The following is a 21,686-nucleotide window of genomic DNA, read 5'->3' on the forward strand; positions in this document are numbered from 1 at the left end:
GCGCCGTTTGGTAGAATCGCGGGCTAAACAGCGTTTTCCGGATCTCTCATGTCGCTTCAGAAGCTCTTCGTCACGACCGCACTGCCTTACGCCAATGGCTCCTTTCACATCGGCCACATCATGGAGTACATCCAGGCCGATATCTGGGTGCGTCTGCAGCGCATGGTCGGTCACGAAGTGCATTTCGTCTGTGCCGACGACGCGCACGGCACGCCGATCATGCTCAAGGCCGAGAGCGAAGGCATCACGCCGCAGCAGCTGGTCGGCCGTATCGCTGCCGAGCGTCCGCAATACCTGAACGGCTTCCACATCAGTTTCGACAACTGGCACTCGACCGATTCGGACGAGAACACGCGCCTGTCGCAGGACATCTATCGCAAGCTGCGCGAAGCGGGCTTCATCGACCGCAAGGTGATCAAGCAGTTCTTCGATCCGGTGAAGAGCATGTTCCTGCCGGACCGCTACATCCAGGGCGAATGCCCGAAGTGCGGTTCGCCCGGCCAGAACGGTGATAACTGCGAAGTGTGTGGCGCGGTTTACTCGCCGACTGACCTGAAGAATCCCGTTTCGGTGCTGACCGGCGCGACGCCCGAGCTGCGCGACTCCGAACACTTCTTCTTCAAGCTGTCCGATCCGCGTTGCGTGGAATTCCTCAAGGGCTGGACACAGGGCGGGCGCCTGCAGCCGCAGATTGCCAACAAGGCCAACGAGTGGCTGGCGAGCGATAGCGGCCTATCCGATTGGGATATTTCGCGCGACGAGCCGTACTTCGGCATCCCGATTCCGGATGCACCGGGCAAGTACTTCTATGTGTGGCTGGATGCGCCGGTGGGCTATCTCGCCAGTCTCGCGAATTACTTTGGCAAGACTGGCGGCGACTTCGAGGCCTTCCTTGCTGACCCGGCAACGCGTCAGGTGCACTTCATCGGCAAGGACATCGTCAATTTCCATTGCCTGTTCTGGCCAGCGATGATGCATTTCGCCGGCAAGCCCTACAAGGTGCCGGACAACGTCTACGTGCACGGCTTCATCACCGTGTCGGGCGAGAAGATGAGCAAGTCGCGTGGCACCGGCATCAGCCCGCTGCGCTATCTCGACATCGGCATGAACCCGGAATGGCTGCGCTACTACATCGCCGCCAAGCTGAATGCCAACGTCGAAGACCTGGACTTCAATCCGGAAGACTTTGTTGCGCGCATTAACTCGGACCTTATCGGCAAGTACGTAAACATCGCCAGCCGCTGCGCCGGTTTCATCACCAAGCGCTTCGAAGGCAAGCTTTCGCAATCGCCTGCCGCAGAAGGCGCGGCGCTGCTGGCCGCCCTGCGCGACGCCAAGGCTGGCGTGAAGACTTACCTGGACGAGCGCGAGTTCTCCAAGGCCATTCGCGAAATCATGGCGCTGGCTGATCGCACGAACGAATATGTCAACGCGCACGCACCGTGGGAGCTGGCCAAGCAGGAAGGCAAGGAAGCCGAGCTGCACGAAGTCTGCAGCGTTGCGCTGAATGCTTTCCGCATACTCACCGCGATGCTCGCGCCCATCATGCCGGCGACGGCAGCCAAGGTTGGCAAGTTCCTCAATTGCAGCTTCGAGGACTGGAATGACGAATCGCCGCTGGTGGCGATCAACACCTACGAGCATCTGATGACGCGTGTCGACCCGAAGATCATGGACAAGTTGTTCGACTTGCCGGAGGCCGCAGCGGCTGAACCGGCCAAGCCAGCCGCCAAGGCCGAGCCCAAGGCTGCTGCACCCAAGCCTGCCGACACTGCAGCAGAGGCTGGCGAGTTCATCAGCATCGATGACTTCGGCAAGATCGATCTGCGCATTGCGAAGATCGTTGCAGCCGAGCACGTCGAAGGCGCCGCCAAGCTCATCAAGCTGCAGCTCGACATCGGCGAAGAGAAGCCGCGTCAGGTCTTCGCCGGCATCAAGAGCGCCTACGATCCGGCGCTGCTGGTCGGGCGGCTGACGGTGATGGTCGCCAACCTCGCGCCGCGCAAGATGAAGTTCGGCATGAGCGAGGGCATGGTGCTCGCCGCTTCGGATGAGTCCGGCGAAGTGCCCGGCCTGTTCATCATGTCGCCAGACAGCGGCGCGCAGCCCGGCATGCGCGTGAAGTAAATCGGAAGTCCCTGACGGAGATGCGGCCATGAGCATTGATGACATAGTGGCGCGGCGGCTGATCGTCAGGGGCCTCGTGCAAGGTGTGGGCTTTCGCTGGAGCACGGTCGAAGAGGCGCGCCGCCTGGGCCTTGGCGGCTGGGTACGGAATCGTCGTGACGGTTCGGTGGAAGCGCTTGTCTGCGGGCCCAACGCGGCCGTGGCAGCGATGATTCATTGGGCCGGGAAGGGCCCTGCCGGGGCGCGGGTCGATGGCATCGAGGTCGAAGACTCTAGCGAGCGGCATGACGCGTTCGCGCAACTGCCCACCGTCTAGGCAATTGTTATCTACAATGCGCTCCCGTTTGACCCCGCAGCCCTGAGGCGGAGTCATCCAGCCGGATGCGTCCTGCACTTGTCCGGAAATTTTTCCCGAACGATTTTCCCGCAATATCCCTGACTGACAAGAGAGAGGAACCATCATGGCTGTGCTGGTTGGTAAAAAAGCCCCTGATTTCACCGCGACTGCCGTTCTGGGCAACAACGAATTCAAGAACATCACCTTGTCCGAGCACACCAAGGGCAAGTACACCGTGCTGTTCTTCTACCCGCTGGACTTCACTTTCGTCTGTCCGTCGGAACTGATCGCTTTCGATCACCGTCTGGCCGAGTTCAAGAGCCGCAACGTTGAAGTCATCGGCGTGTCGATCGACTCCGAATTCACCCACCTGGCCTGGAAGAACACGCCGGTCGACAAGGGTGGTATCGGCCAGGTCGGCTATCCGCTGGTGGCTGACATCAAGCACGAAATCTGCAAGGCCTACGACGTCGAGTTCGACGAGGCTGGCGTGGCTTTCCGCGGCTCTTTCCTGATCGACAAGGAGGGTGTCGTTCAGCATCAGGTCGTCAACAACCTGCCGCTGGGCCGCGACATCGACGAGATGCTGCGTGTTGTCGATGCGCTGCAATTCACGGAAGAGCATGGCGAAGTCTGTCCAGCCGGCTGGAAGAAGGGCAAGAAGGGCATGACCGCGTCGACGGAAGGCGTGGCAGCCTATCTGGCAGAAAACGCCAGCGCGCTGTAATCGCTGGAGCCGGCAAGCGCGCCGGCCGGGACCACCCGCCCGCAACGCCCGCATATGCTCTTGTAGAGCCTGTGCGGGCGTTTCGTTTTGTGGACCCTGTTCAAGTTTTCCATGTCGCGCCGTTGATTGTTACAGTCAGTCTGGCGACTGGATGGCTGGGTGTGCGTTCTGTCGCGATGTTGCAATGCAACGCCAAATCAATGCTTTAGGGATGAGGTATGCTGCGCATGCGGCCATCCGGCAGGCGCGGCCACTCGCGCAGCATGATCGCCGGAGTATTTTGTTGCTGCGCAAAACACATACAGGCTGAAGCAGGCCGCAGGGGTTGTACGACGCTGATGCGAATGCATGCCCATTCCGCATCGACGGGTCGTATGTAGTTGTCTTCGTGACGTAGTGCCGCCGCACCGTTTCTGTAGACGTCGTATCGAATGCCGTAATGGAATGTCGTGCCGGAGCGTTTTGCCGGCGTGTCGTTTCAATGATTCTCAAGCATCTCTGTTTGCCGGTTTTCCAATCGGCACGCTGTGAACGGGAGGTAAGCCAGGGTCCATGACGTCAATGCCTGCGCGCACAGCGTTTGCGCCTCTCTTCTCCATCAGTTCTGCGGGCCACCGCGTGGTCCGCTTCGTGTCGACCCTGTCCTGCGCGTTGACGGGGAGTCTGACGGCGTTCGACTGTGCGGCGCAGAGCGTGGTGACTGACAGCGTGGCGCCCGGGCTTATCGGCCTGGTCGTGCTCGGGGCTTTTGTGCTGCTGCTGGCAGCGGCACTGCTCTATCGCAACCAGGTTGGCAAGTTGCACGCGCGCAGTCGCGCGCTGGAAATTTCCGAATTGCGTTACCGCCTGATCGTCGAAGGCACCAATGTGGTGGCTTGGGAATATGACGTCGGCTCGGATTGCTTCACCTACGTGTCAGCACCGGGTGAGCGCCTCCTGGGGTTCGATCTCGATAGCTGGAGGCGTTCCGGCTTCTGGCGCTCACGTCTGCACCCCGAGGATGCAGATGTCGCAATGGCCTTCCTGCGGGCCCAGTTCCGTGCAGCGGCTTCGCACGAATGCGAATACCGCATGCTCCATGCCGATGGGTCCGAAATTTTCGTACGCGATCTGCGTACGCTCGTGACGGGAGCACGCGGCCATGTGATCGGCATGCGCGGCATCTTCATCGACATTACCGCGCACCGCGCATCGGAAGCAGCGCTGGAGGACAGTGAGGCGCGTCTGCGCAGCGCCTTCGAGCAGGCGGCGGTGGGCATGGGCCTGTGTTCGATCACCGGCCAGTTGCTGCGCGTCAATCTGCGTTATTGCGAGATCGCCGGCTACACGGAAGCAGAATTGCTGCGCAAGGATTTCCGCGAGCTGACGCATCCGGACGACGTGGAGTCGAACGAGCGCCTGCTCGACCAGCTGGTGCTCGGTAGCGACAAGAAATTCTCGATGGAGAAGCGCCTGCTGCGCGCAACTGGCGAGACGGTGTGGGTCAATCTGACCCTGTCCATCGTCAAGACACGTCGCCTGGGTTCGACCCAGTTCATGGAGGTCATCGAAGACGTCACGGCGCGCAAGCATGCCGAGGCTGATCTGCGTGAGAGCGAAGGCCGCATGCGCCTGATCCTCGCGGCGATGCGCGAAGGCGTGGTGATGCGCGACGCATCGGGCCAGGTCATCATCGCCAATGCCGCAGCGCGCCGCACCTACGGCCTGGCGCCGGGCGAGGCGTTCCCGCCGCTTTACGATCCGATGGGCCTGCGTTACTTCTACGAGGACGGCTCACCCTGTCCGATCGACGAATTGCCCGGGGCGCGCGCCATGCGCTCGGGGCGTTCGACTTCGGCTGTGGTCGGTGTCGAGCGCCGCGACAGTTCGCGCATCTGGTTCGTGGCGCGTGCCGAACCCTTGCCGCGCGACGAACGCACGGGTCTGCATCCGGTGGTGTTCACCATGTCCGACATCTCGGCGCAGCGTCGCGCCGAAGAAGAATTGCGCCTTGCCGCAACGGTGTTCGACAACAGTGTCGAGGCCATCATGATTACCGATGCGCATCGCCACATCCTGTCGGTGAATCGTGCTTTCACCGATCTGACGGGGTACGACGCGGGCGAGTCCATCGGCCAGACGCCCGGCCTGTTGTCCTCGGGTCGCGTCAATGACGCGCAACTCGCCGCCATGTGGAACCTCACGGAGGAGCAGGGCTCCTGGCAAGGCGAAGCCTGGCAGCGGCGCAGCAATGGCACGGAGTTTCCGGGCTGGCTGTCGATCAGTGCCGTGCGCGATCGCAGCGGCACCGTCACCAACTTCGTCGCGGTGTTCTCCGACATCACCGAGCGCAAGGCCAGCGAGGCCCGCATCGCCTTCCTCGCGCATCACGACCCGCTCACGACGCTGCCGAACCGCACGCTGTTCCAGGATCGACTCGAACAGGCCCTCGGTCGCGCCGAGCGCAGCGACCTTATGGTGTCGCTGCTGTTCCTCGATCTGGATCGCTTCAAGACCATCAACGACTCGCTGGGCCACCTCGCGGGCGATCGTCTGCTGCAGGCTGTTGCCGAGCGCCTTGGGCACTGTGTGCGCGACACCGACACGATCTGCCGCCAGGGCGGTGACGAATTCCTGATCGTGCTCGCTGACCTGACGGATGCCGACGTGCCTGCGCGCATTGCCGAGAAAATCCTGCGTCGTCTTTCCGAGCCTTTCGATGTCGACGGCCACACGCTGGGCACCTCGTTCTCGATCGGCATCGCGGTGTATCCGAACGATGGCCGCAATGCCGACGCGCTGATGAAGAACGCCGACACGGCCATGTACCACGCCAAGGAGAGCGGACGGAATACGTACCGCTTCTTCACCGAGCAGATGAATGCCAATGCGCTGGAGCGCCTGCAGCTGGAAAACCACTTGCGCCAGGCGCTGGATCGCGGCGAGTTGCTGCTCAACTACCAGCCGCAGATCGATCTCGCCACGGGTGCCATCGTTGGCGCCGAAGCGCTGATCCGCTGGCAGTCGGAAGCGCTGGGCTTCGTGCCACCGGGGCGCTTCATCCCTATCGCGGAAGAGTCTGGTCTCATCCTGCCGATCGGTCGCTGGGTCATGCGTCAGGCATGCCTGCATGCCAAGGCCTGGCAGGAGGGTGGTTTCCCGAATGTGGCTGTCGCAGTGAATATTTCAGCGCTGCAGTTCCGTCGCGATGACATCGTGGCAACGACGCGCGAGATTCTTGCCGAGACCGGCCTGGCGCCAGAGCATCTTGAGCTCGAGATCACCGAGTCGCTCATCATGCAGCATGCTGAAGACGTGCTCGACACCATGCAGCGTCTCAAGGCGCTGGGCGTGCGTCTATCGATCGACGATTTCGGTACGGGCTATTCTTCACTGTCCTACCTCAAGCGCTTCGCGGTCGATCGCCTGAAGATCGACCAGAGCTTCGTGCGTGACATCGTCGAGGATCCGGATGACGCTGCCATCGTTCGCGCCATCATCCAGATGGGCAAGAGCCTCAAGCTCGACGTGGTGGCCGAAGGCGCCGAGTCGCGGGCGCAGGTGGACTTCCTGATTCGCGAAGGCTGCCGCACGGCGCAGGGGTATTTCTTCTGTCCGCCTGTGACACACGAAGTGTTCACGCGTGTGCTGGGGCAGGGGACCGGCGTGCGCCTGGGTGAGCTGCAGGTGGTTGCGCTGTCAGCCTAGTTCCTTGACCTTGCCGCATGAAAAAAGGGGCCGTTGGCCCCTTTGTCATATCTGCTGGCCAGGTCGGCCCGGCATCAATTCAAGAACTGCTTCTGGTCTTGCGGCTGATAGAAGACCGCTGCGTCCTTGGTCTGGGTGGTTTCGAACACCTGGATTTCCGGGCTCTGGCCATTGTTGGCGGAAGTGACGCCCTCGTTGATCCACTGGGTCACGCGGGCCTTCGTGCCCTTGGTCACGCTGACGAGGATCTGCTGTGGTTCGTGCACGTTGGCTTGCGCGGCATGTTTGCCGATCTGGCGAATGACTTCCGCCCAGATCTTGTCGTTCTTGCCGATCTTGTCGAGCGCCAGCGGTCTCAGGGTGACGTTCTTCACTGCGTCCAGCTGTTCCGTCTTGTTGTAGGCCTCGTCGCGCTTTTGCGCCCGTCCCGTTTTCACCACGACAGGGATCTTCATGGATTGAGCTTTCGAGGCAAGCGACCGGGCTTCGGCCAGGTCTTGTTCCTTGCCTTGACGCCAGGCGATCGTCGAATCAATCGGGGCAGGGGCCTTGGCCACGGCCGGTGCAGGCGCTGGTGCGACAGGAGGGGGGGCCGTCTTGGGCGCTTCGTCGCCGCTGGTGGCGCAACCGGCAAGGATGGAAATGGCCAAGGCGCAAAGCGCGCTGGTTGTCTTCATTTGCATTTTGAGGGGACTCCTGATCATCGGTGTTCGACTAAGTGATGTGACTATTGATTCAACAGGCGCTGCAGAGCCTCTTCGGCCTGCTTGCGCTTGGCGGCCGACGCGTCTGGCTTGCTGGTGGTCGCCTTGGGTTTCTTGGGCGCTGCATCAGCAGGCTTGGCGGCTGCCGTATTTGCCGGTGGAGCGCTCGAGCTTGCAGCTGCCGCAGCGGGAGGCGGCACCGTCGCTGGTTCAGCTGCGACAGCAGCAGGGCGTGCTGGTGGCGCTGCAGTCACGACTGGTGGTGGCGGCTGCAGCACAACGGCTGCCGATTGTTCGGGCGCGGCGGCTACCGGGGCTGACACTTCTGGCGCTGGCGCCGCCGGGGTGGTGGCAACGGGCGGAGGTGTAGATGCCTCGGGTTGCGGCAAGGAGGCGTCGCTGGCGAGCGGTGCTGGTTCTTCGTTGGAGTGGCCACTCATCAGCAAGAGCGCGCTCACCAGCGCTGCGACGGCAAAGGCGCCTGCGCCCAGACCGATCGCCACGTAGTTGCGCTTCGGTGCAGCGGCGGGTTTGGCTTCTGCCTTTTTCTGTTGTTGCGCGGCGGCCAGCTCGTACATCGTGGGTGCAGCACCCGGCTCGCGGGGCTTGGCTGCAGGTGCAGGCGTTGCTTCGGTGCGCGGCGCGGGCGCAGGGGCTGGCGTGGGTGCCGGTGCAAACAGGCTTGCCACATCGGCTTCGACGGCAACAGGGCTTGCGGCAGGCGTCGGGGCCGGGGCTTGCGTGCGCTGCGCAGAAGCCTTGACCTGCGCCATCATGGCTTCGCGTGCCTGGGGCGTCAGGATGACGGTTTTCTCGTTGTCATCTTCCTCTGCCTGGGCCCGGCGGCCAGCTGGCTTGACTGGCGCCGCGCTTGCATCAGGGGCGGCCTTGTCCTCCGGTTGGGCCGAACCGCAGCGTTTGCAGAACTTGGCGCCTTGCTTGACCGGCGCGGCGCAGACGACGCAATCAACCATGACGGGTGTCGGCAGGTTGCCGCCACAGGCATGACAAATGGTCTCGCCATCCAGATTTTCTGCGGTACAGGCGGTGCAAACGATCATTCTGAGTTCCTTGAACTGGTCATCTCTTCAGTAGACGGCCGTGAGACACGAAAATTGATGATTTTATCCCTGCGCTCGTCGGCTCGGTCTTCAAGCCCTACGGCAGGCAGCGCGGAGCCGACTTCCGGAGCTCCGGCGGTGCAGCTTGCAAACTCAGTGCCGGTCGGGGGGCGACAGGCTACACCGTCGCGATACTAACGTCCTGGCAATAAAAAAATGCATATCGCCCGCGCAAATCCTCATGCAAATGCGCATTCGAGGCCCTGTGTGCCGAGGCGCAGGTAACGGCAGCTTTGCAGGTCGTCTGCTGTGACCGGGGCAAATGTCAGGTGCGCATCTGGCGTTGCGGGGCGCAGACGCAGCCAGAAACTGTATGCGGGTAGCGCGCCGCTCTGACCGCCGGGGGCGCTGGCGGCATCGCGTGCTTCCTCCAGCCAGCCGATCAGCATGCCTTGCGGCCCTGCCTCGCAACACGCGGTTTCCAGCACGGAGAGCGGGGAGCGCTGATTGGCGATGCGCGCATCACCTTGCCATTGCAAAGCCTGGGCAACAATGGCCGGCAATTGGCCGGGCTGGCTTTGCAGAAAGCCGAATGGCATTGCCATGCCGTCTTCGCGGATTGTTTGCAGCGTCTGCTGGGTGGCCGCCATCGGTCCATACAGGCTGGTGATGCGCAGAAGATCCCCGGCCGGCAGCGTGACTTCGCCTGCCGCATGCATGCATTCGAGGGCGCCATGCAGGCCGGCCTCCGCCCAGGCGCCAATCCGCCGTGGCCGTTGGCCAAGGCGCTTGATGAGTTGCTGTTGCCAGTCCTCGGCCAAGGCCGAAGCACTGCGCCCGCAGATTTCCCAGGCATTGGCAGGCGAGCTTGCATGAGCAGGCGGCAGCTCAGGCTCGGTATGACTGTCCTGCAGGACCACGCTGGCGTGACTGCCCCCAAAGCCGACGATGCTGGCGAGCAGCCGCGCGACGCTTGCCGGGGCCGCCTTGCTGAGGCCATGTGCCAGAGCAGCGTCCTGCGCGTGCCGAACTGCCGGCCACACGCCGGCTTCGAGGCTTGCGGTGAGCAATGCGATCTCGGCAGCGCCTGAGGCGCCAAGCGTGTGACCAATGTATGCCTTGAGGCTGGTGAGAGCAGGTGGGCACACAAACGTGGCATCGACGGCGGCCAGCTCGATCGCGTCGTTACCGGGGCTGCCTGCTGCCTGCAGTTTGAGTACATCGACCGAGCCGTCGGTGCCCAGGCCGCTGGCGTGCAATGCCTGTTGCCAACAGGAGACCACCGCCTCCTGCGAAGCACCGGTTGCATCCTTGTCACTGACGACGCTGGCGCCACCCAGCAAGGCCCAACGCTGCCGCGCAGTGCTCAGGCGTATGGCAGCCACGGCTTCGCCGAGCACCAGCCCGTCGCGTGTTGCACCGAGAGGTTGGGCTGCGCTGGCCGACAGCAACTGCATGGCGGCAAAACCCTGCAGGGTGAAGTTGTTGGCGAGTTCGACACCCAGCACGAGGGCATCGTCACAGTAACCGCTGCGCATCATGCGGCCGGCCGTGATCAGTGCATTGAGCGAGGAGGTGCAGGCCGTCGAGATCCAGTGCACCGGGCCTTGCCACTCAAGCCACCTCGCGATCTCTTCGGCTGCGGACTGCATGTCCATGCGGAATGGCTGGCCGCGCTCGATGGCGCCCATGTTCAGGGACGAGCTCGCAATGAACAGCGGTGCGTGGCGGATCGTGTCGCCGCCGGCTTCGCGTACGACCCGGCAGAGGATTTCGCGGGCGCGCGCATTCCAGCCTGCGGATGTGTCGGGCGCAGGCGGCTCCATCGTGAAACAGGGAATCGCGCCTTGCGCTGTTTCAGTCAGCCGGGCCGGATAGCCACCGCTGGCCAATCCCGCAACGCTCTCCGCCAGATCGCTGCCGAGGGCGCAAGCGAGGCCGCGTCCGGCGATATGAACGTGGGGGAGTGGAGGCTGGGCCGGGGAATTCATGGGGCTGTTGTCATGGTCGCGATGAAGCATGCAAGGGCGGCGGTCGTCAGCGCAGGCTGTGCTTGCAGGCGCGTGGGTGGTGTATCGAGATGCCGTCTCTGTACGTCGGGTTTGACGCGCAGTGGCTCGCGCAGATTGTGCGCCGATAGCACGCAATCATGCGTGGCCGGTCCTGCCTTGGCAGCACAGGTCTGTCATGCGTGTCAGCTTGCAGTCTTGGGGGTCGCGCCGCGCTCAAGCAGGTATTTGGCCAGAGACTCCAGTGACATCATGGCGCGCCGCGTGTCCTTGCTGTCGGCGAGGCGGATGCCGTAGGCCTTCTGGATGGCCATTGAAATCTGCAGCGCATCGAGCGAGTCGAGTTGCAGGCGCGAGGCATTACCGAAGAGTACTTCGGTTGCCGTGATGCCGCCGTTGGGCACGGGCTTCTCGCTGGCGTCGAGAACCAGGGCGAGCAGTTCAGCGACAAAAACGGAGAGGTTGGTTTGCATGGGGCTTTACTGGCGGGTGCGGCGTTTGAAAAGGATGACGGCGGCGACCAGCATGACAGCGCCGAAGCCGGCGAGGCTCAGCACCGGCTGCATGATCTCGCTCGGGCTCGAGTGACGCAGCAATACCGCCATGAGGCCTTCCAGCCCCCAGTTCATCGGCGAGTACCCGGCCAGGGTCTGCATGGCCGAAGGCATGATGGAGCGTGGCACCATGACACCGCCAAGCGCGGCCATCAACACATTGATGATGGGGCCGAGCGTGCTGGCCTGAGCATGCGTGCGGATCAGGCTGGCGAGAGCCAGTGCCATGCCGACGGCGGCAATGCTCAGCGAGCCGAGCAGCAATAGCAGCGAGCCCCAGTGGATATGCGAGAGAGACAGGCCATCGCCGCCCAGCAAGGGCATCAACCACACGCCCACGGCCAGCATCAGCGCCGCCTGCAGACCGTTCACCAGCAGATACGGCAGGCCCTTGGACAAGAGCTGGATGCCTGGCGATACGCCTAGCGTCAGCAAGCGCGAGAGCGTGCCGTTGTCATTCTCCTGTACGAGCAGATTGGCAATGGCGTTGACAATGAAGAACATGCCGAAGATCAGCCAGGCGGGTACGTTCTGTTGTACCGCCGTGGGGTGCAGGCTCAGTGTCAGGCGCTCCGTTTTCACGAGCAGCCGGATCGCCTGGCCGCCCTTGGTGGACATGCCGGTAAAGCGATCCTGCAGCGCTTCCGCGCGAATCTCGCCGACCAGTGCGGACAGCTCGGCTTCAGTGGCGCGGAACAGGCTGATCTCCAACGCCGGATCTGCGATCAGGTGGACCTGTACGCCGGAAGGTGTGCCCGGCGCCGAGACAACTTGTGAGAAGCCTTCTTCGATGCGTATGACATAGCGCAGGTCGCCATGCCGCAAGGCCTCGGTCGGATCGGCGGGGAGCGCTCGCGGCTCGCCATGCATCTCGACCCAGCGTTTCATCAGCTCGGCTGCCAGTGGTCCCTTGTCCTGTACGTCCACCGCATAAGCGCGGCCGAACAGGGGCGGGTTGTAGATGTCCTTCAACGCCAGCGACATGATGACGATGAAAATGATAGGCATCAGGAACAGCGAGGCAAGCGCATGCGCATCGCGCACGAGGATCGTCAGTTCCTTGCGGATGAGGGCGCCGAGCAGGAGCAGTTGTACGCGCGTCGGCATCAGTCGTCTCGCAGCGAGCGCTGGGTCAGCGCCATGAACAGATGTTCGAGGTTGTAGTGGCCGTAGTCGAGCTGCTCGATGCATGCGCCTGCATTTTCGACTGCACTGATGGCTGCAGCAGGAGACACGCCGGGGTTCAGCGCCACGACGATGTACTCGCCCTCCATGCGCGGCGTGCCGAGGCTGGCCAGCAGCGAGCAAGCCGCGGTCGCCTCCATGTTGCCGACGATCAGGCGCAAGCGTGTAGCGCCTTCCGCCAGCAGCTCGGTCAGCGTGCCGTCGCGCAAGACCTTGCCGTGATCCATGATCAAGGCATGGTCGGCGATGGCCTCGATCTCTTCCATGTAGTGCGTCGTGTAGATGACGGCCGTGCCTTCGCGGGCCAGTGTTTTCACAGCCTCGAGGATGAAGGCGCGCGATTGCGGGTCAACGCCCACGGTGGGCTCGTCGAAAAGCACCAGCGCTGGCGAGGGCAGCAGGGCGATGGCGAGATTGAGGCGACGCTTGAGTCCGCCCGACAGACGCTCGGCGCGCGTGTCGGCGAAGCGTTCGAGTTGCGCGAAAGCAAGGCTCTGCGCGATGCGCTCGTCGCGCAATTTGCTACCGAGGCGCGAGGCGGCACCGAAACACTGCAGGTTCTCGCGCACGCTGAGCGTCGGGTAGAAGGCATATTCCTGGGGCGCGACGGCGATGCGCGTCGGCGCCTCAGCGCGCATCTCGGCAAGCGGTACGCCATCGACGAGGATACTGCCGCGCTGGATGGCCCGTAGCCCGGCCAGGTGGGAAATCAGCGTCGTCTTGCCCGCGCCGTTGGGGCCGAGCAGGCCGAGCACTTCGCCGCGGCGGGCGCTGAGCGAGATGCCATCCAGGGCGGGCTTGTTGCTGTGTGGATACTGATAGCCCAGATCGGTGATCTGCAGCATCAGCTCGCAGCCTTGCTCAAGTCGCGGAAGAACAGTGATTCGGCGTCCGCCTGCTTGCGTAACAGGGCTCCGATGGCACGTGGCTGCATCGGGTCGCGACCTCGCAGCATGCGGGCCGATGCCAGTGCGAAGGCGCGCCAGTCGTCACCAATCGCCAGCATCTGTTCGGCGAAGCCTGCCAGCGCCGGACGCTGGGTAATCTCGGCAGCTTCTTGCAGGAAAGCCGAGTAGAGAAAACGAAAGCCGCCACCGCCGGTGCCGATTTCTTCCTGCATGCGGACGACATGGCCGATGAAGTGTCCCGTGTCTTTGCCTTCCGGCTTGAGGCGTTCGATGGCGCGCGCCAGCGTACGCATGCCCGGCGCCCCGAACAAGGGGATCGGCGCCCGCATGATCCTGGCTGTCTTGCGGATGGCTTTGAGCACATCCTCCGAGGCTACGTCGGTGCGTGCGATGCTTTGCGGGTAGTAGAGCAGCCCCTTGGGGGCGAGTACGCCCTTGGCGAAGCGTGCGCGATTCATGTCAGCCGTCGCGCAGCGCACTGGATCTTCACCGACCGGATCGCTGATCAGGTACTCGTCGCCATCCTTGCCATACACCAGCAGGTTATGTGCGTTGAAGTGGAAACGCATGTCCTCGGGAAAGTATGGCAGCCAGTACACGGATGTTTGCAAGCCGACCACGCGTTGTTCCCGCAGCAGCGCATCGAGTCGTTGCTGGCCCGCTTCGGGCGAGCGGAAAGTCTCGAAGCGGAAGCTGATACCGAAAGGCTTCTGCAAGCCCTTGATGATGGCCTTCGGTGGCATGCGATAGGCCACCAGCGGCAATCCACCAAGTTTGATGAAGGGCAGATAGGCGAATGACAGTGCGGACGACAGGCCGAACACCAGCGGTTCGGATACATGCACGCCGTGGTGGCGCAGCAGGTTGGCCATGACACCGCTTTCGCAATGTGCGGCGTGCTGGTGTTCGAATTGCGCGGCGGTCTGGGCAATGAGTGGGGCGGGGGCGTTCATGGCAATTTCGTAAGCGCATCGCGGCTGATGCCGAGCGCATCGGCATAGCGCTGCAGCAAGGCGGCCGAGAGTTTCGCAAAGTGCGCGGGCTGCAGGTGCCGGCTCACCCGCCAGCGCCACAGGCCGGTGCTTTGCGCGAGCAAGGTCAGGTCCATGCGTCGCGCATACATCCAGTATTCCAGTGGCGCCGCGAGGCCGGCCTCGACACGCACACGCGCTGCGGCAGCCTGTTCGTTCAGTTGCTCGACCGCGTCGGAGGTGACGATCTCCTCGACTTCCCAGCCGTTGGACGGCACCAGCACCATACGGCCGGAGGCATCGCGCGCGTACATGCCCTTGCGGTAGCCGCCAAGTATCGGGTTGTTGTCCTGCGGGACGTCCTTGGTCTCCATCGGCGCGTGGCTCAGACGGCCTGGAGCATGACGAAGGCGCTCGAGAAGCGTCCGCTTTCGGGGATGTACATCAGGATTCTCTGCCCGCGCTCGATGCGGCCGGAGCGGAACAGCTCATCCAGCATGATGTAGGGCGAGGCCGAGCCGGTATTGCCGCAGCTCGTCAGATTGGAGAACCAGCGTTCGCGCGGGATGGGCAGGCCGATGGCCTTGAGCCCGTCGGCAACGGGTTCCGCGAAGTACATCGAGGAGATATGCGGGAGGAACCAGTCGATGTCGTCAGCACGCAAGCCACGTTTGGCCTTGATGGCGGCAAGCGGGTCCTTGAGCGTGGCGCGAATGACGTTCTCATTGAGCAGCTTCACGTCCTGCTTGACGGCGAAAATGGATTTCTCGGCCCATTCGGTTGATGAGTAGTTGAACCAGCCGCGCAGACTGCCATCGTCATTCTTCTCGGCACCGAGGTACATGCAGGCGGGGTGCTGGTTGGCTGCCGAAGACAGGTCGATCCATTCGACGCGTAGTGACAGCGGGCCACTGGGCTGCGACTCGAGCAGGGCGGTGCCCGCGCCATCGGAAAGCATCCAGCGCAGGAAGTCCTTTTCGAAGGCGATCTGTGGCGCGGTTTCCAGTGCGCGGATCTGGTAGTCGTTCTCGGCCTGGAAGAACTCGCCGCGCAAGGCTGGCGAGCAAAGCTCCGAGCCCGTGGCAATGGCGCGGCGTGCGTTGCCGGCCTTGACGCTCAGCCAGGCATATTTCAGTGCTGCGGCACCGGACACGCAGATGCCGGAGAACGCCACCGCTTCCAGTTGTGGCCAGCCGAGTTCGCCATGCACCATCACTGCATGGTTGGGCATGAACTGATCCGGCATGGAGGTGCCTGTCGCCAGGCAGTCGATCTGGCGGACATCGCCCAGGCCACGAATGGCATTGGCCGTCATCTGCGCATTGCTCATCGATGGCGCGCGCGTCGTGCGGTCCAGTGCGTAGTGGCGGCTCTGGATGCCATTGCTGCGCAGGATCAGACGGCGCGCCCGCGAGGGCTTGCCGTCGATCATGCCGAGCACATTCTCGATTTCGTCGTTCGAAACGGGTTCGTGAGGCAGGAAAGAAGCGGTACGGGTAATGAAAACGTCAGAGGTCATAGCGGGACATGCGGGTTGAATCAGAGCCCGAAGGCTGTTCGAACGACTGCTTCATACGCGCCAGGCGCGACGCCAGTAGGGGGCGCAGAATGGCTTGAAGCACAAGGCTCAATGGTACAACTGTGAACACCATGGCCACGAGAAAAAGCGAGTAGATTGCCAACAGCGGCACACGTCTGGCCGAGCCGGCCGGGCCAGCCGCATGCAGGATGTGGCCCCAGATGAAGAAGCTGCGTGTCGCGGCCTTTTCGCTGACGAACAGGTTGGGGTTCACTTTCGCCGCGCACAGGCCGCTCAGCAGAGGCGCACTCTGTTTCTCGCTGCCTTCATGCAGGGCGTCGCGCAAGGCTTTGCCAAAACGCGTTGTGTGCAGGATGTCGTGTTCGCTGACGCCGGCTGGCGGCAGTGACTTGAGAACCTGCCGATTGCCAGTCAGCACCCACAGAGGGGTGGTCACTAGTGTGGCCAGCGTCGAGGCGTTGTCAGTCAACGCGACATTGTCAATCAGGCGCCCGCCGGCCGTGGCGATCAGCAATTTCATCTTTTCCTGCGCCAGCATCCACATGTTGCGGCAGGCGATCACGGTGACGACCGGCTTGCCGCGCAACAGCTTGTGAGCGACCGGGTGGCGCATGAACGCCACGACAGGCTGGCTGGGCGCGAGAAACCACACCTGGTAGGGCAGGATCACCAGGTCGAAATCCTCTTCACCGCTCAGGCTCAGCGGCTTGAGTGTGCCCGGTAGTTGCAGGGCCGATTCGGGAAATGCATCCAGAAAGCCGCGCATGGACCAGGGAAAGGCAAATGGCTTGCTGGGGTGCAGGGTTTCCACGTGCACGCTGATGCCGGGCGCGTCTTTCAACGGAGCGATGATGCGCTCGACGATGCGTGACAGTTGCCCGCTCTGCGAGTAGTTGATGACCAGCACGCGTTTGGCAGCGTTTGGAGATGACATTCGGTTCGACCTGTTTCGACCGCCGTATCAGCGCTGCTATCAGCAGTGGGAGGCGGTTTCAGGGCCAGTGATTGGCCGGGATTTCATTGATTTTGGCGCCGATTCTAGCATTGCAGGCAGGACAGCCCCGCAGGGAGGGCCTCAGAAGTCCACAGCAATACCGAATGTGCCAACGGGCGAGCGCCTTTGTCTGTCGAGCGTGTTGGCCAGACGCTCCTGCTCGGCTCTGGCTTCGGCGACAGCGTTATTGCAGCTGAGACTATTGCTGCCCATCGGGCATTGACCGACGAAGATGTCCTTCGGTGCGGCAAGGCTCTTTAGCGCCAGCTCGAAACTGAAGGAAACGGGCTTGCGGGGTTCTGAGTTGCGGAACAGCCCAAGGCAAGGTGGCACGCCGCTGCCGCCGACGTCCGGATTGGCGCAACGCACTTCCGGCTCGTCAGCGTTGTCGGGCGTCGGATCTGGCGCTCCATGGAATTCGCGGCGCGCTTGGCGCGGCAGGCTGGCCAGATCGGTGTAGCGAAGTATGCTGGGCTGGATGCGCGCGGGTACCGGGCGTTTCTTGGCCGCTGTGCTTGAGGGCTTGGCCGCACGGGCCTGCTTCGTCTGGCTCTTGGGGCCGGGATCTGCAAGCGCCGGCCCGGAAAGCGCTACCCCTGCGAAGAGCGCGACCAGAATCAAGCGTAACCGCCTCATTGCCTGGCTGGCCTGATCGGCCTCAGTACTGGAAGCTCGCACCGATGCTGATGTAAGGATTCCAGCGCATACCGTCGCTGCCGGAGCTCGGCTTCAGACCCAGGCCGGAGGTGGTGCACTGACCGCCCGGTGTGAGGCAGTCACGTGGAGAGGCAAGTGACAGGCCGACATCGGCATCGAGACGCCAGCTGCTGCCTCGGCTGGAGCTGCTGGCCGTGCTGGTCCAGCCAAAGCCGAGGAATGCTTGAGAGCGCGTGGAGCTGTCGGTGTCGAAGACATTGCCGCTGCGGTGGTTGTCACCCCAGAGCAGGCCGGCCGAGGTGCGCAGGCCACTGCTGAATGGAAACCAATCGGCCCACAAGGCGTTGCTGCGGACATTGGACGTGCTCTGCGGCAGGCTCAGCAGCAGTGGTGCGGCAGGCGCCGTGCTGTCCAGAAAATTGTTGTCGTACGTGGAGGCGTTGAAACGCAGGCTGGCGGGGGGGGGGCCATCAAGGCCGTCTACGCTGCTACGCGGTGACAGGCGCAGACCCGCTGTTTCGGCCGCGGCGGGGACGGCCAGACTCGTGAGCAGAAGCCCCACGGCAATCAAACTGAACGCATGCGATGAGTTCAACATTGTCTCGCACCCCGGTTTCTGAGAGTCCGGCTAGCTGTATATGACTTCGACACTCTCCGGAGACAACCAGTCGCGCAACGATTCGATGAGCTTGTCATCGATCCGCACACACCAGCCATCACCGAACGGTAATTCCGCTTCCGCCTGCCCGTTCCGGTATTTTAGTCGAACTGGCGAGGCGCCGTCGCTGGGACCTACCCTATAAGCTGATAAAAGGTTCTGCAGGCGGTCGGCCGCTGCGCGCGGGCCGCCGCTGGCTGCCACTTCTCCGTTGATCCGGACCGCCAGTCCGCGCGCATACCGGCCGCGCGCCTCGGACAGGGTCATGAGCTTGTCGCCGATGACGCGGAAACCGCCACTGAAATCATCATTGCTGACCTTGGCCTCGACGATGAGGATTTCGTCCGGCTGGATCTTGCCCTTGTTGGCCTCCAGCGTTTCGGAATAGACCGTCACGTCGATCTGTGCGCTGCCATCGTCCAGCGTGACAAAGCACATCTTGCCGCGATTACCGATCTTGATACGCATGCCGGAGACGACGCCGACCAGCATCTGCGGCTCGCGCTTGGCTTCGACGCGCGCCAGCGGCGTGCGCACGAAACGGCGCACTTCGTCGCGAAAGGTGTTGAAAGGATGGCCGGAGAGGAAGAAGCCGATGGCGGTCTTTTCTTCCGTCAGTTGCTGGCGTTCGGCCCAGGGGCGCGCCTCGATGTATTCCGGTGCGATGGCGCTGACTTCGCCGGGCGCATCGAACAAGCCACCCTGACCGGCGCTGGCGGCAGCCTGGTCGGCGGCTTCCATGGCGACTGGAACCGTAGCGAGCAGCTTGGCGCGATGCGGTTTCTTGTCCGGCGTGAGCGGCGCAATGCTGTCCATGCCGCCGGAGCGGATCAAGGCTTCCACTGCACGGCGATTCACTGCGCGGCGGTCGACACGCAGGCAGAAATCGAAGATGTCCTTGAACGGCCCGCCGGCCTCGCGCGCTGCGACGATGGATTTCACGGCCGGCTCGCCCACGCCCTTCACGCCACCCAGACCGTAACGGATGGTTTTCGGGTCGGTCGGCTCGAAGCGGTAGTTGGAGTGATTCACGTCCGGCGGCAGGACCACGATCTTGTTGGCGATCGTGTCCTCGAAGAAGATCTTCACCGTGTCCGTGTTGTCCATATCGGACGACAGGGTTGCAGCCATGAAGGCCGAGCAGTGATGCGCCTTCAGCCAGGCGGTGTGATACGTGACAACGGCATACGCGGCGGTGTGCGACTTGTTGAAGCCGTACTCCGCAAATTTGGTCATGAGATCGAATAGTTGCTCGGCGAGTGCAGGGTCGTAACCCTGCTTGGCCGCACCTTCGGCGATGGTCGCGCGGTGCTTGGCCATTTCGTCGGCCTTCTTCTTGCCCATCGCCCGGCGCAGCATGTCTGCGCCACCGAGCGTGTAGCCGCCGATGATCTGCGAGATCTGCATCACCTGTTCCTGATACACGATCACGCCATAGGTTGGCTCGAGACATGCGGTCAGGTCGGGGTGGAAATAGTCGATGGCCTGCTTGCCCTGCTTGCGCAGGATGAAGTCGTCCACCATCCCGGAACCCAGTGGGCCCGGCCGGTAGAGTGCCAGCACAGCGATGATGTCTTCGAAACGGTCGGGACCGAGCTTCTTGAGAAGCTTTTTCATGCCGTCCGATTCAACCTGGAAGATCGCGGTGGTGTTGGCGTCTTTCAGGATCTGGTACGCGGCCGGGTCGCCGAAGCCCAGCGACATCAGGTCGGGGCGCTTGCCGGTGAGGCGTTTCACGTACTCGAGGGCCAGCTCGATAATCGTCAGATTCCGCAGGCCCAGAAAGTCGAACTTCACCAAGCCGATGGCCTCGACGTCGTCCTTGTCGAACTGCGAAACGGTCGAAGCTTCGGAGCCGTCGGCGAGGTACAGCGGGCAGAAGTCGGTGATCTTGCCCGGCGCGATCAACACTCCCCCGGCGTGCATGCCGACGCCGCGCGTCATGCCTTCGAGCGGCAGCGCCAGCTCCCACAACTCGGTGACGGATTCGCCGTCGCCCTCGTCGTTCATCATCTCGTTGATGCCCGGTTCCTGTCCGCGTGCATCTTCGAGACCGAGCGGCTTGTTCTGCACGACCGGGATCAGTTTCGACAGGCGATCGCACATGCCGTAAGGCAAGTCGAGCACGCGGCCGACGTCGCGCACCACGGCCTTCGACGCCATCGTGCCGAAGGTGGCGATCTGCGACACAGCGTCGTGGCCGTAACGGTTGCGCACGTAGTCGATGACCATGTAGCGCTTTTCTTGGCAGAAGTCGATGTCGAAGTCGGGCATCGAGACGCGTTCGGGATTCAGGAAACGCTCGAAGAGCAGGGCGTATGCGGTCGGGTCGAGGTCGGTGATCTTCAGCGAATAGGCGACCAGCGAACCGGCTCCCGAGCCACGACCCGGACCGATCGGCACGCCATTGTTCTTGCCCCACTGTATGAAGTCCGCAACGATGAGGAAGTAGCCCGGAAATCCCATCTGGATAATGGTGTCCGTCTCGAACTTCAGGCGTTCCTCGTAACGCGGTCGTTCGCGGTCGCGCTCTTCCGGTGTCGCGTAGAGTTCGACGAGGCGATCTTCCAGGCCACGCTTCGCTTCGAAGACGAGGAAGTCGTCCAGCGTCATGCCTTCCGGCGTCGGGAATTGCGGCAGGTAGTTCTTGCCCAGCACGACCGTCAGCGAACAACGTCTGGCGATCTCGACTGCGTTCTCGAGTGCTTCGGGAATATCGGCAAACAGCTCGACCATCTCCGCCTGCGTCTTGAAATACTGCTCTTCAGTGAAATTCTTCGGACGGCGCGTATCGGCCAGCACGTGACCTTGCGCGATGCACACGCGGGCTTCGTGCGCCTTGAAGTCTTCGCGATTGATGAACTGGATCGGGTGCGTGGCCACCACTGGCAAACCGAGCTGACCGGCGAGCTGGATCGCATCGTTGATGTAGCGCTCGTTGCCGTTGTGGCCGGCGCGTTGCAGCTCGATGTAGAAGCGATCGGGGAAGCGCTCGGCCCAGTCGTGTGCCAGTGCTTCGGCAGCCTTGAGATTGCCGGATGCAAACGCTGCGGCGATATCGCCCTGCATGGCGCCCGACAGACAGATCAGGCCCGCGGCGGATTCGGGCGTGAGCCACTCCTTGCGCAACTCGGCGCGGCCACGATGCTTGTTCTCCAGAAAACCGCGCGTCAGCAGCTCGCACAGCTGGCGATAGCCTTCACGATGCTGGACCAGCAACAGGGCGCGATAGGGCTTGTCGCGCTCGGCCTCGTTGGTGAGCCAGATATCGACGCCGATGACCGGTTTGATGCCCGCGCTACGGCAGCCCTTGTAGTGCTTGACCATGCCGAAAAGGTTGGCGAGGTCGGAAATGCCGAGGGCCGGCATGCCGTCCTTTGCCGCCGCGGCGATAGCGTCGTCGACGCGCGTAATACCGTCTTCAATCGAGAATTCGGTGTGCAGGCGAAGGTGTACGAACGCGGGCTGCGAGGGTGTTGCGGGGTCGGGCAGGGAGGGCTTGGGTGCGGCGGAATCCATCCCGCCATTCTACCTGCCCTCTACGCCCTGAAAGGGCTGATCGGCGTG

At 62.8% G+C, this 21,686-nt stretch carries 17 protein-coding genes; 4 read left to right on the forward strand and 13 right to left on the reverse strand.

What is annotated here, in order from left to right:
* Window positions 1-48: 48 nt before the first annotated feature.
* The 4 genes from metG (at window position 49) to VVD49_RS10900 (ending at window position 6,878) form a co-directional block, all read left to right on the forward strand.
* Window positions 49-2,127: a methionine--tRNA ligase gene (metG, locus tag VVD49_RS10885; RefSeq protein WP_327599203.1), complete on the forward strand. Its 2,079-nt coding sequence runs from the start codon at window positions 49-51 to the stop codon at window positions 2,125-2,127.
* 28 nt (window positions 2,128-2,155) lie between these two features.
* Window positions 2,156-2,443: an acylphosphatase gene (locus VVD49_RS10890; RefSeq protein WP_327599204.1), complete on the forward strand. Its 288-nt coding sequence runs from the start codon at window positions 2,156-2,158 to the stop codon at window positions 2,441-2,443.
* Window positions 2,444-2,588: 145 nt separating this feature from the next.
* The gene (locus VVD49_RS10895) at window positions 2,589-3,191 is read left to right on the forward strand and encodes a peroxiredoxin (protein ID WP_327599205.1); all 603 of its coding nucleotides are present in this window, start codon (window positions 2,589-2,591) and stop codon (window positions 3,189-3,191) included.
* Between the two features lie 552 nt (window positions 3,192-3,743).
* Window positions 3,744-6,878 (forward strand): sensor domain-containing protein, encoded by a 3,135-nt coding sequence (locus VVD49_RS10900; protein ID WP_327599206.1) that lies wholly within the window; start codon window positions 3,744-3,746, stop codon window positions 6,876-6,878.
* 74 nt (window positions 6,879-6,952) lie between these two features.
* On the opposite strand, the gene VVD49_RS10905 is transcribed toward VVD49_RS10900, so the two are convergent.
* The 13 genes from VVD49_RS10905 to dnaE all read right to left on the reverse strand — a co-directional run bounded on the left by VVD49_RS10905 (window position 6,953) and on the right by dnaE (window position 21,638).
* A complete protein-coding gene (locus VVD49_RS10905) occupies window positions 6,953-7,561 on the reverse strand; it encodes a hypothetical protein (protein WP_327599207.1) in 609 nt (202 codons plus the stop codon).
* A gap of 44 nt (window positions 7,562-7,605) precedes the next feature.
* Window positions 7,606-8,643, reverse strand: a complete 1,038-nt coding sequence (locus tag VVD49_RS10910) for a zinc ribbon domain-containing protein (RefSeq protein ID WP_327599208.1) — start codon at window positions 8,641-8,643, stop codon at window positions 7,606-7,608.
* 239 nt (window positions 8,644-8,882) lie between these two features.
* Entirely contained in the window at window positions 8,883-10,634 is a 1,752-nt protein-coding gene (locus VVD49_RS10915; protein WP_327599209.1) for a beta-ketoacyl synthase N-terminal-like domain-containing protein, read from the reverse strand.
* A gap of 203 nt (window positions 10,635-10,837) precedes the next feature.
* Entirely contained in the window at window positions 10,838-11,125 is a 288-nt protein-coding gene (locus VVD49_RS10920) for an acyl carrier protein (protein WP_327599210.1), read from the reverse strand.
* Between the two features lie 6 nt (window positions 11,126-11,131).
* The gene (locus VVD49_RS10925) at window positions 11,132-12,313 is read right to left on the reverse strand and encodes an ABC transporter permease (protein WP_327599211.1); all 1,182 of its coding nucleotides are present in this window, start codon (window positions 12,311-12,313) and stop codon (window positions 11,132-11,134) included.
* Window positions 12,313-13,236, reverse strand: a complete 924-nt coding sequence (locus tag VVD49_RS10930) for an ABC transporter ATP-binding protein (protein ID WP_327599212.1) — start codon at window positions 13,234-13,236, stop codon at window positions 12,313-12,315. The genes VVD49_RS10925 and VVD49_RS10930 overlap by 1 nt, the downstream gene beginning before the upstream one ends.
* Complete coding sequence (darH, locus tag VVD49_RS10935) at window positions 13,236-14,252, reverse strand: BtrH-related acyltransferase DarH (protein WP_327599213.1); 1,017 nt, start codon at window positions 14,250-14,252, stop codon at window positions 13,236-13,238. Before darH ends, VVD49_RS10930 begins: the two co-directional genes overlap by 1 nt.
* Window positions 14,249-14,644 (reverse strand): DarG family dialkylresorcinol biosynthesis protein, encoded by a 396-nt coding sequence (locus VVD49_RS10940; protein ID WP_327599214.1) that lies wholly within the window; start codon window positions 14,642-14,644, stop codon window positions 14,249-14,251. Before VVD49_RS10940 ends, darH begins: the two co-directional genes overlap by 4 nt.
* Window positions 14,645-14,655: 11 nt before the next feature.
* A complete protein-coding gene (locus tag VVD49_RS10945; RefSeq protein WP_327599215.1) occupies window positions 14,656-15,789 on the reverse strand; it encodes a beta-ketoacyl-ACP synthase III in 1,134 nt (377 codons plus the stop codon).
* On the reverse strand, window positions 15,779-16,744 hold the full coding sequence (locus VVD49_RS10950) for a dialkylrecorsinol condensing enzyme (protein ID WP_327599216.1): 966 nt from the start codon (window positions 16,742-16,744) through the stop codon (window positions 15,779-15,781). Before VVD49_RS10950 ends, VVD49_RS10945 begins: the two co-directional genes overlap by 11 nt.
* Before the next feature lie 141 nt (window positions 16,745-16,885).
* Window positions 16,886-17,425, reverse strand: coding sequence for a hypothetical protein (locus VVD49_RS10955; protein ID WP_327599217.1), 540 nt, complete (start codon window positions 17,423-17,425; stop codon window positions 16,886-16,888).
* A gap of 37 nt (window positions 17,426-17,462) precedes the next feature.
* Window positions 17,463-18,059, reverse strand: a complete 597-nt coding sequence (locus VVD49_RS10960; protein ID WP_327599218.1) for a hypothetical protein — start codon at window positions 18,057-18,059, stop codon at window positions 17,463-17,465.
* 30 nt (window positions 18,060-18,089) lie between these two features.
* Entirely contained in the window at window positions 18,090-21,638 is a 3,549-nt protein-coding gene (gene dnaE / locus VVD49_RS10965; protein WP_327599219.1) for a DNA polymerase III subunit alpha, read from the reverse strand.
* Between the last annotated feature and the right edge of the window lie 48 nt (window positions 21,639-21,686).

Origin of the sequence: Uliginosibacterium silvisoli (assembly GCF_036017035.1) — a bacterium.
In the GTDB taxonomy this organism is placed as follows: Bacteria; Pseudomonadota; Gammaproteobacteria; order Burkholderiales; family Rhodocyclaceae; genus Viridibacterium; species Viridibacterium silvisoli.

Excerpts from the sequence above, each read along its gene's own strand:
- VVD49_RS10905 (WP_327599207.1), bottom strand. The coding sequence starts at position 7,561 with ATGCAAATGAAGACAACCAGCGCGCTTTGCGCCTTGGCCATTTCCATC.
- VVD49_RS10900 (WP_327599206.1), top strand. The coding sequence starts at position 3,744 with ATGACGTCAATGCCTGCGCGCACAGCGTTTGCGCCTCTCTTCTCCATC.
- dnaE (WP_327599219.1), bottom strand. The coding sequence starts at position 21,638 with ATGGATTCCGCCGCACCCAAGCCCTCCCTGCCCGACCCCGCAACACCC.
- VVD49_RS10950 (WP_327599216.1), bottom strand. The coding sequence starts at position 16,744 with ATGTCATCTCCAAACGCTGCCAAACGCGTGCTGGTCATCAACTACTCG.
- VVD49_RS10920 (WP_327599210.1), bottom strand. The coding sequence starts at position 11,125 with ATGCAAACCAACCTCTCCGTTTTTGTCGCTGAACTGCTCGCCCTGGTT.
- VVD49_RS10890 (WP_327599204.1), top strand. The coding sequence starts at position 2,156 with ATGAGCATTGATGACATAGTGGCGCGGCGGCTGATCGTCAGGGGCCTC.
- metG (WP_327599203.1), top strand. The coding sequence starts at position 49 with ATGTCGCTTCAGAAGCTCTTCGTCACGACCGCACTGCCTTACGCCAAT.
- VVD49_RS10940 (WP_327599214.1), bottom strand. The coding sequence starts at position 14,644 with ATGGAGACCAAGGACGTCCCGCAGGACAACAACCCGATACTTGGCGGC.
- darH (WP_327599213.1), bottom strand. The coding sequence starts at position 14,252 with ATGAACGCCCCCGCCCCACTCATTGCCCAGACCGCCGCGCAATTCGAA.
- VVD49_RS10895 (WP_327599205.1), top strand. The coding sequence starts at position 2,589 with ATGGCTGTGCTGGTTGGTAAAAAAGCCCCTGATTTCACCGCGACTGCC.
- VVD49_RS10945 (WP_327599215.1), bottom strand. The coding sequence starts at position 15,789 with ATGACCTCTGACGTTTTCATTACCCGTACCGCTTCTTTCCTGCCTCAC.
- VVD49_RS10915 (WP_327599209.1), bottom strand. The coding sequence starts at position 10,634 with ATGAATTCCCCGGCCCAGCCTCCACTCCCCCACGTTCATATCGCCGGA.
- VVD49_RS10930 (WP_327599212.1), bottom strand. The coding sequence starts at position 13,236 with ATGCTGCAGATCACCGATCTGGGCTATCAGTATCCACACAGCAACAAG.
- VVD49_RS10925 (WP_327599211.1), bottom strand. The coding sequence starts at position 12,313 with ATGCCGACGCGCGTACAACTGCTCCTGCTCGGCGCCCTCATCCGCAAG.
- VVD49_RS10960 (WP_327599218.1), bottom strand. The coding sequence starts at position 18,059 with ATGTTGAACTCATCGCATGCGTTCAGTTTGATTGCCGTGGGGCTTCTG.
- VVD49_RS10910 (WP_327599208.1), bottom strand. The coding sequence starts at position 8,643 with ATGATCGTTTGCACCGCCTGTACCGCAGAAAATCTGGATGGCGAGACC.